An 8,714-nucleotide genomic window follows, 5' to 3' on the forward strand; every position below is an offset into this window, starting at 1 on the left:
TCGCTGCGCATCATCGCCGCGGCGATGGAGGATTTCCCGGACTTTTTCGCGAGGGATAAAGGCTGAATTTAGATAAATTTTCCAATACGTTGAAAAGCTCGCTCAAAGCGAGATAGAGTCTTAGCTCGTCCCTCATCGTCTACGTCCAAGAAATCTGGATTCTTCAGGAGATAAAGGGCAGGCACATAGTGGCTAAATTCCGGGATGGTGCTCGGCAGCAGCCGAAAATAGGCCTCAGCTTTTTTTACAAGCCGCACGGTCTCTTTGTCTGCGTCCATTAATTTTTGCGATGTGAGCTTATGTTTTCCCGACAATTCATATGACAGGTTGAGGAGATCAGCGAAAGTTTCGGGCTCGAAAAAGTCCTCGATATCTGCCTCATCCTTCCCCGCGATGTCAGTCGCAAGTGTGATTCGATCATGCTCAAGCAAGTCAGACTTATAGAGATCCTCAAGCTTTCGCTTTTGGCCCCTTTCAAAGTCGGTGAGAACGGCCACGTTGAGTTTGTTGCCGTAGAACAAACGGACGAACGGTAGAACTTTGTCAATGCCGCCTGCGGGGCATACCGCCCACCTTGGGTCTAGAAATGCGCGCTTCTTCTTCTGTAGCACCTGGGAGGCAGCCTGCAGATAGAGGATGTCGCTCGCTCCCTCCACCAGAAGCGTGTTCGGTGCGATTATGAGCCCTTGAGTCACCTCAAATCCCATAGCTCCGAAGACCGGAAAATTGGTTTGCGGATCGGTGGTCAGAACGTCGGATCTGACTTTCGTCCCTTGCGAGACTTTGCGGCCCCGACCGTCGACGGTCACGACATCTTCCACCGTGCGAACGCTTGCAAGGTTGTCGGCAGGAACCATGAAGGGTGAGTGTGTCGAGTAAATCAGCTGATGTTTCGGCGCAAGCTGCTCCGTAAAATAGCGGAGGAGATCCTTTTGCGCCGTACCATGCAACGTCAATCCAGGCTCATCGAGTAGGATTATTACGTTGCCCTCGCTCTTTTTGATTTGAGCAAACTTCACAAGGAAAGAGAAAAACCAAATGAAGCCTGCCGATCTTTCCGAAAACGGAACGGAAACTCGATGCAGGTTGTTTTGGACGCGGGCACGAGCAATCGGGCCCTTGTTAAAGGGTGCCGGATCTTCAGGCTTGCCTTCCGTAAGGAGCACCTGGATTTGGAGTTCATCGTTTTGGGTCCAGTATTCGAATATCTGCTCGGTAATTCGATTGGCCGCAGCCTCGCACCGAGCATTCAAGTCTTCAAAACGCTTCGACGACGTTAGTTCTTCAAGTGTCGTTCCAGAGTACTCTAGAAAATCGAGGAAAACCTGATCGCCTGTTTTGATACCGGTCGACTGCTTGTCGGTAGCCAGTTGGCTTATCGCGACCTCGCCGCTCATTCGGTCGTAATGGGAAAAGTAGAGGAACTTTGGTGTGCGCTCGTCGATCAAGTCGATGGCCCTGAGGCTCGCGTCGCTTTTGCGGAAGGTCTTCAGAGCCGACAGCAACTCCGTTTGTCGCGGGGTCCTCTCGGCAAGCGCCTCCAAGGCGGCGGCGGCGGCGGGGGAGCCAACCACCCCAGCGAGCGGCCTTTGTTCTTCAGCGGACAGCCCATATCTCGCAACCAAGTTGCTTAGGGCCTTGTTGTCGTCGACAGGCACAGACCAAAGCGTCCCAGACCCTCCAAAGCTTTTGCTAATAGTGACGGTCCGACCGACTACCGAGCCTTTGCCAAATTCAGCTTCCAAAGCAATGACGTCCGTATTTTCTAATGCCCAGGTGGACGCTATGACGATGGCTTCTGTGCTCCGATGCCGTTCAGCATAATCGGCGAGGTAACGACGGGGGTAATTTTCTATCTTGCCGTATTCCTTGAATGTTGCATCCGTTGACCGCAGCCCCTCTAGTGCTTTTAGAAAGGCCGTCTTCCCGGCTTCGTTCTTTCCCACCAAGCACGTAGTTGACCCGATCTCGACAACGTTGGAATCGATGATATTCCGATAGTTTGTTACGTGCGCAGCAGTAAGCTTCATCTTGAGTCCTCCCCAAATTCAAAAGAGCACATTGGTTTTCAGGAGTCGACAATGTACCGTGTAGTAATAACCCAAGCACCGATGAACGGTGCTTTTGGATGGGCGAGCCATCACGCTTCATGAACTGCAGGCGGCTAGATAGGTTGTCCCATCTTGAATCTCCGCCAAACCGCCCGTCTCGTTCCGGCGCGCGTGTGCGGAGGTCGTTTCAATCCCGTCAAGGTCGATGGGAGGAGTGACCGTTTAGGATTTCAGCTTCTGTATGGAACTGCCGAAGGCTCGACCAAGACTTTCTCATATCCTTTTGCTTCCAAGAAGAGCTGCACGCTGCGCATAGTTAGCTCTTGATTTTTCCCTGGCCCCACGGTCACCCGCTTGATTGGCAGCTTCTTGCCGGTTGGAGCTGTCACCTCAAGGTAAGGTACTAGGACGCCATCGGCGTCTCTGAACTTCACCCGCTCAAAATCGTTGTCTTTTTGAATGACGAACCGCCACTCATTCTCTTCGCTGAACCCATCATCTTTGAACCGCGGAACAAGTTTGGGAAGCCGCTTTGTCAGCTCAACGCGGATCTTATCTACCTCCTTTTCCCGGAGAAGATCAGCCAAACCCGAGAAGGTGACAATACTTCTGCGCATGCGCTCTACAGTGCGTTCCTTGTCGTAGATAACGTCCATCGCCACCCCACCATAGCCACGGAACAAGGTATGCAATTGCGGGCCAGCAAACGTGACGCTCACACCTTGTACGCGGCCGCCGTATCCCCGCCATTGGCTAAGCAGATCATGCGCCTTGCAGAAGCAGGTAGCGTACGTATCGGGAAGTTTTGTCTTCCTAAGATCAACGATCACGTCGTCAATGATCTGAGCGAAAACATGCTTCTTTTGAAGGGTAGCAAAGTCTCGCAGCACCTTCTCGGCCGCCGCGATTCCATGCTGTAGTTCTCGTCGGTCATTGAGAAAGGAGACATTCGAAGCCCAAAGGCAACGCTTCTCGACGATTCCCATAAGCCCGCTGAGCGTTGTAAAATGCGTCAGTTCGCTGGGCACTTTTATGATGGTTATGGGTCGGCTAATGGTCATTTCGATGCCACTCTGTTCGCTAGCCGCACGCCGGCTCCCTCGCCAAGCGAGGCGAAATATGGAAACGATGCGCGGCCTCGCGATGCCCGTGCACCGCATCGGCATACACCGCAACACAACGACGCGACTCAAGAGGTAGCGGCTTGCCCATCGCGGCCTCCTTTCAACCGCAATGAATCACGAACTCAATCTAAGGGGAATCCTGATCCCTTAGATCACGACACGTTTTAGGCCGCAGCGATCGCCAGCGCGTGATCCCGCGCGTTCTCGCGCAGCGCGTCGAGATGGATCGACTTGACCAGTGTGGCAAGATCGCCTTCCGCGGACTGCCCGCCCACCTCCTTGAGCATCAGCCAGCTGACCTCTTGCACACCGGCGACGCGCTTGCCGTTGGCGACCTCGCGCCAGATCTTCAGCGCACGCAGGATGATGGCATGGGTGACTGCGGCAAGTCCTGCGCTGCGGAACAGCGCCTGCAAGGCGACATCGTGCCCGCCGGCAAGCAGCGCCCTCACCCTTTGTTCGGACTGCTGGCTGAGCGCGACCAGCGCCGAGCCGAAGAAATCGACCTTGCCATGCGCGATGGTGCGGATCAGAAAGCTCGCGGTAAGGTCGCCGCGCAGCCTGAGATGCTCGATCAGGGCCGCATGTTCTTCCTGGCGCGTGCCTTCTATCAGCGTCACCGAAGCCTTGACGCAGGCGTCGCGCATGACGCGGTCGGCTCGCGCCGCGCCCATCATCGCCATCACCAGTGGCGACGTTTTCAACATTTCGCCGAGCTTGACGAGCAGCATATGCCGACAGTCGGCCGGCAGCCTGATATCCGATATCAGCGCCTCGCGCAGCAGCGGCAGGTGCCCATGCCGTTCGGCCATGCGGCGGAAGCTGAGCGAGGCGATGTCGGCGCCGCTGTTGGCGAGCAGCACCGCGCAGGCGTCCGCCTCGCCGATCTCGGCGATGGCCGCCGACAGCGCCATCGAGACGAGTGGCCGGTCGGCGATCAATTTCTGTGTCGCCTTCGGACTTGAGGCCACGCGGTTGATCAGGTCGGCGTCGGTGAGCAGCGGCGAGCGCGCCAGCACCACGCCGGCGACTTCCGGCTGGTCGGAGGCCAGCACGCTGATGATCTGCATTGGCGCTTGGTGGCTCATCGACAGCGCCTCGGCCATCGCCAGCCGCACCTTCGACGAGGCATCGTCGAGCAATAGCGTCAGCGCCGCCTCGGCGGCGCAACGGTCCTCGAAAGGCAATTCGGAATTGATATAGGCCCGGGCCAGAGCGCTCGCCGCCGCTGCACGCTCCGACACCCTGGCCGTGTAGATCCATTTCAGAAAATGCGAAACAACAACCATGCCCGCCTGCTTACGCCCCTTGTCAGAAGCTTCTGACCCCACTGACGACCGTAGGCAGAATTGGTTTACGAACCGTTCACCATGTTCATTAACTGGCTTGCGAGGCTGATTTGCAGCGCCTATCACCGTCAAGCACCTGAGGAGAAAGAAATGGCCGGGCTTTATCTCGAAGAGTTCGTTGTCGGCCATGTCTTCCGGCACACGCTGCGCAAGACCGTTACCGAAAGCGACAACATGCTGTTTTCGGTAATGACGCTGAACCCGCAGCCGCTGCATATCGACTTCGATTTCGCCGCCAAGAGCGAATGGGGCAAGCCGCTGGTCAACTCGCTGTTCACGCTCGGCTTGATGATCGGCATTTCGGTCAATGACATCACAGTCGGCACTACGGTCGCCAATCTCGGCATGAAGGAGACCGTGTTTCCGCATCCGGTCTTTCATGGCGACACCATCCGGGTCGAGACGACAGTCATCTCGGTGCGCGAATCCAGGTCGAAACCCGATCGCGGCATCGTCGAATTCGAGCATCGCGCCTACAACCAGCATGGCGATCTCGTCGCCAAATGCACCAGGCAAGCGATGATGCTGAAGAAGGCGATCTGACGCATGCGTTCGCTGCTGTTCGTCCCTGGCGATTCCCAGAGGAAACTGGAAAAAAGTTTTGGTGCCGGCGCCGACGTGATCATCGTCGACCTTGAGGATTCCGTGGCGCCGCACAACAAGGCGCTGGCACGCGAGGTGGCGGCGCGCTTCATCCTGGAACGCAGGGCGCAAACCAGTTCAGCCATCTATGTCAGGGTCAATGACCTCACGACCGGGCTGACGGATGACGATCTGGCGGCGTTGGTGCCGGCACGACCCGACGGCATCATGCTGCCCAAGTCGAACAGCGGCCAGGATGTGCAGCATCTGTCAGCAAAGCTCAGGGTGCGCGAGGCCGAAAATGGCTTGGCCGACGGCGCGATCAAGATCCTGCCGATCATCACCGAAACGCCGGCAGGCGTGCTGGCGGCGGCGACCTATGCCGGGACAAGTGCGCGGCTTGCCGGCCTCACCTGGGGCGCTGAAGACCTGTCGGCGGCGATCGGCGCGCGCAGCGCCCGCGACGAGCATGGCCGCTACACGGACGTGTTCCGTCACGCTCGCACCATGACCATACTTGCCGCCGGTGCGGCGGAGGTCGAGGCGATCGACACCGTCTTCCCGAATTTTCGCGACATGGCGGCCTTCGAAACGGAATGTACCGAGGCCGAGCGCGACGGCTTCACCGGCAAGATGGCGATCCACCCCGATCAGGTGCCGGTCATCAACGCCGCCTTCACGCCGTCGGCCGAGGCCGTGAGACAATCGGCGGCAATCGTTGCCGCGTTCGCGGCAGCGGGAAATCCCGGCGTCGTCGGCATCGACGGCAAGATGTTCGACCGCCCACACCTGCGGCTGGCGGAGCGGCTTCTGGCGCTGGCAAAGGCGGCGGGAGTTTTGGGTTAGTCCTTGTCCCAGCGCGGCCGGCGCATCGAAAACACCTCATCTACGCTGGTATAGTCCATATAGCCTAGACGGGCGACATTGCCGGCTTTGGTGATGTCGAACGGCCGTCTGTCAGGAAGGCGTCATCGATGTGCACGCCGACCACTTCACCGGCAACAATCACAGCGCTTGTCGGCGATCCGTCCAGTGCCTTTGGCCGAAAGACTTCCGTCACCTTGCACTCAAGCGCTGCCGGCGCTGCCGCCACTCGCGGCGGCGCCACCAGGCGCGACGGCGCCATGGCAAGGTCGGCATAGACGAACTCGTTGACCCCGCGCGGCGCATTGACCGATGTGCGGTTCATCTTCTCCGCAAGATCGCGGCTGACCAGATTGGCGACGAACTCGCCGGTTTCCTGGGCGAAGGAGGCGCTGTCCTTCTCGCCTTCGGAGGAGAACCAGACGATGAAAGGCCGCGTCGAAACGGCATTGAAGAAGGAGTATGGCGCGAGGTTAATCTCACCAGCCCTGTTCAGTGTCGAAATCCAGCCGATCGGACGCGGCGCCACGATCGCCTTCGAAGGGTCATGCGGCAGGCCGTGGCCCTTTGAGGGTTCGTAGAACATTCAGCCCGCCCACGGCCCCGAATAGTCACTGTACAGCTTTGCCGGATCGGGCCGGGGCCGCTCCGGTGCCGGGCCGGCATAGGAGCCTATATGGATGAAGCCGATGACCCGCTCCTGCGGCGCCAGCCCCAGCAGCGCCCTGCCCTCCGGCACATCCGAATACCAGTTGCTGATCATGTTGGTGCCATAGCCCAGCGCGTTCGCTGTGATCATCAGGTTCATCGCCGCCATGCCGCCCGACAGGAACATTTCCCATTGCGGGATTTTTGGATTCTCCCTGGGAATCGACACAACGCCGATCACCAGTGGCGCGCGCGAGAATCGCGCCAGTTCCTGGTTGCGGCGGCCTTCGGACAAGGGACCTTCTCGCTGCTCGGCAAGTGCTGCCAATTGGCTGCCGATTTCGAGGCGGGCGTCACCACGGTAGAGGATGAAGCGCCAGGGCTCCAACCGGCCATGGTCGGGCACCCGGGAGGCAGCGGCGATCATCGTCGCGATCTCCGCATCGCTCGGCGCCGGCTCCTTCAGATCGGGGATCGGTGCGGAGTTTCGGGTGAGCAGGAAGTCGATGATCGGCGACGCCATGGGCGCAAGTCTCCTGGACATTCTGTTTTGAGCTGAAGCGCGCCATCGGGAATTCGGGCGGCTCGGGCATTGGCGCGGGATACGCCGGAGGGAAGAGTCGTTTCAACTCTTAAGCCTTGAAATTGCCACCGCCATGGGCTTCAACGCAAGGCATGTTTGAGGGGACTGTCCGTCTTTTCCTGGTCTGGCTCGGCGCCCTGCTGTTCATGGCGCCGATTTCGTTCGCCATGGCGCAGAACGTCGACGGTGTCAGCGACCTGAAGCTTCCGGGAATTTCGAGCTACGCGACGCCGAAAGGCGAGACGTCGCTGGCGCTGAGCGGCGGCGGCGGCGCCATCACATTGTCCGCCCAACTGACCGACAAGGGTTCCGACATCACGCGCGGCATCGTCTGGCGGGTTTTCAAGCCCGAAGCCGTCAACGGCAAATTGCCGATGGTTGCCTCCTCCCATGGCGGCACCGCCGTCTTCCAGCTCGAACCCGGCAGCTATCTGGTTCACGCCTCCTACGGCCGGGCCGGCGCCACCAAGCGCATCACTGTCGGCAAGGACGCCAAGCGCGAAAGTCTCGTGCTCGACGCCGGCGGCCTCAAGCTCGACGCAGTGCTGTCCGGCGGCGTGCGCATTCCACCAAAGAAGCTGCGATTTTCGATCTACGAAGGCACCGCCGAGGCCAATGGCGACCGCGCGCTGATCATTCCCGATGTCGAGCCCAACAGCGTCGTGCGGCTCAACGCCGGCATCTACCATGTCGTCTCGACCTATGGCGCGGTCAATGCGGTCATTCGCTCCGACATCCGTGTCGAGGCCGGCAAGCTGACCGAAGCGACCGTCGAGCACCACGCCGCCGAGATCACGATGAAGCTGGTGCGTGAGACCGGTGGCGAGGCAATCGCCGACACGTCCTGGTCGCTGCTCAACGAATCGGGCGATCCGATCAAGGAAACCGTCGGCGCCTTCGCCTCGATGGTGCTGGCCGAGGGCGACTACACCATCATCGCCAAGAACCGCGACCGCATCTATCAGAAGGATTTTACGGTCGTAGCCGGGCAGAACCAGGAGATCGAGGTTCTGGCCACCGAGGCCGCGGCGATGGATCCCGAAGAAGGCGCGGACTAACCTTCCGCGGCAGGTTTCCTGTTTTCAGGCTGCCATCTTGGTCCGCGCTGGCAGGAACGGAATCCGGCGGCGCGCCACGATTGGCGCCAGGTCGAACACGCCGCGATAGAGGCGGTCGAGCAATGCCTTGCGGTCGCGAAACGGCTCCAACTCGCTCCAGCTCAGCACATCCCCGACGCGCACCTCGATCGCCTTGCCGGACAGGCGTGCGAATTCGTGAATGAGCAGCGACGTGCGCAATGTCAGAGAGGCCCTGCCGACGAATTTCGCCAGGCGGCCGTCGCGTTCTGCCATGTTCATCGGGCCGCTGACCAGATGGAACAGCCTGCCGTTCTGTCCGGAAAAATGCATCGGGATGACCGATGCCCTGGCGTCCTGGACAAGACGGGCGGGAAACATCTTCCACGGCAGATCGCGCGCCCGGCCAAAACCTTTTGGCGCGGTGGCAACACCAC

At 59.4% G+C, this 8,714-nt stretch carries 7 protein-coding genes and 2 pseudogenes; 3 read left to right on the plus strand and 6 right to left on the minus strand.

Annotated features, from left to right (window positions below; all coding sequences use genetic code 11):
- Positions 1 to 68: 68 nt before the first annotated feature.
- From EOD15_RS22455 to EOD15_RS22465, 3 genes are all read right to left on the minus strand, one after another.
- Positions 69 to 2,030 carry an AAA family ATPase gene (locus EOD15_RS22455; RefSeq protein WP_127408831.1) on the minus strand — a complete coding sequence of 654 codons (1,962 nt, stop codon included), beginning with the start codon at positions 2,028 to 2,030 and terminating at the stop codon, positions 69 to 71.
- A gap of 251 nt (positions 2,031 to 2,281) precedes the next feature.
- Complete coding sequence (locus tag EOD15_RS22460; protein WP_164762106.1) at positions 2,282 to 3,112, minus strand: DUF2971 domain-containing protein; 831 nt, start codon at positions 3,110 to 3,112, stop codon at positions 2,282 to 2,284.
- Positions 3,113 to 3,339: 227 nt separating this feature from the next.
- Entirely contained in the window at positions 3,340 to 4,464 is a 1,125-nt protein-coding gene (locus tag EOD15_RS22465) for a DUF2336 domain-containing protein (RefSeq protein ID WP_127408832.1), read from the minus strand.
- A 150-nt stretch (positions 4,465 to 4,614) separates the two neighbouring features.
- Between EOD15_RS22465 and EOD15_RS22470 the strand changes: the two genes are divergently transcribed.
- Together EOD15_RS22470 and EOD15_RS22475 are read left to right on the plus strand one after the other, a co-directional pair.
- Positions 4,615 to 5,067 (plus strand): MaoC family dehydratase, encoded by a 453-nt coding sequence (locus EOD15_RS22470; RefSeq protein WP_127321426.1) that lies wholly within the window; start codon positions 4,615 to 4,617, stop codon positions 5,065 to 5,067.
- Positions 5,068 to 5,070: 3 nt separating this feature from the next.
- Positions 5,071 to 5,952: a CoA ester lyase gene (locus tag EOD15_RS22475; RefSeq protein WP_127321427.1), complete on the plus strand. Its 882-nt coding sequence runs from the start codon at positions 5,071 to 5,073 to the stop codon at positions 5,950 to 5,952.
- Here the strand turns inward: EOD15_RS22475 and EOD15_RS22480 are convergent.
- Both EOD15_RS22480 and EOD15_RS22485 read right to left on the minus strand, forming a co-directional pair.
- A pseudogene (locus EOD15_RS22480) lies at positions 5,949 to 6,556 on the minus strand (flavin reductase family protein). The gene EOD15_RS22475 and the pseudogene EOD15_RS22480 overlap by 4 nt on opposite strands.
- Entirely contained in the window at positions 6,557 to 7,141 is a 585-nt protein-coding gene (locus EOD15_RS22485) for a nitroreductase (protein ID WP_127321428.1), read from the minus strand. It abuts the pseudogene before it with no gap.
- 152 nt (positions 7,142 to 7,293) lie between these two features.
- Between EOD15_RS22485 and EOD15_RS22490 the strand changes: the two genes are divergently transcribed.
- Entirely contained in the window at positions 7,294 to 8,259 is a 966-nt protein-coding gene (locus EOD15_RS22490) for a hypothetical protein (RefSeq protein WP_127321429.1), read from the plus strand.
- Between the two features lie 24 nt (positions 8,260 to 8,283).
- On the opposite strand, the pseudogene EOD15_RS22495 reads toward EOD15_RS22490, so the two are convergent.
- Positions 8,284 to 8,714, minus strand: a pseudogene (locus tag EOD15_RS22495) (glycerol acyltransferase); the annotation flags it as partial.

The sequence above is a fragment of the Mesorhizobium sp. M7A.T.Ca.US.000.02.2.1 genome (genome assembly GCF_003996995.1).
Classification (GTDB): domain Bacteria; phylum Pseudomonadota; class Alphaproteobacteria; order Rhizobiales; family Rhizobiaceae; genus Mesorhizobium.

Excerpts from the sequence above, each read along its gene's own strand:
- EOD15_RS22465 (WP_127408832.1), bottom strand. The coding sequence starts at position 4,464 with ATGGTTGTTGTTTCGCATTTTCTGAAATGGATCTACACGGCCAGGGTG.
- EOD15_RS22485 (WP_127321428.1), bottom strand. The coding sequence starts at position 7,141 with ATGGCGTCGCCGATCATCGACTTCCTGCTCACCCGAAACTCCGCACCG.
- EOD15_RS22455 (WP_127408831.1), bottom strand. The coding sequence starts at position 2,030 with ATGAAGCTTACTGCTGCGCACGTAACAAACTATCGGAATATCATCGAT.
- EOD15_RS22490 (WP_127321429.1), top strand. The coding sequence starts at position 7,294 with ATGTTTGAGGGGACTGTCCGTCTTTTCCTGGTCTGGCTCGGCGCCCTG.
- EOD15_RS22475 (WP_127321427.1), top strand. The coding sequence starts at position 5,071 with ATGCGTTCGCTGCTGTTCGTCCCTGGCGATTCCCAGAGGAAACTGGAA.
- EOD15_RS22460 (WP_164762106.1), bottom strand. The coding sequence starts at position 3,112 with ATGACCATTAGCCGACCCATAACCATCATAAAAGTGCCCAGCGAACTG.
- EOD15_RS22470 (WP_127321426.1), top strand. The coding sequence starts at position 4,615 with ATGGCCGGGCTTTATCTCGAAGAGTTCGTTGTCGGCCATGTCTTCCGG.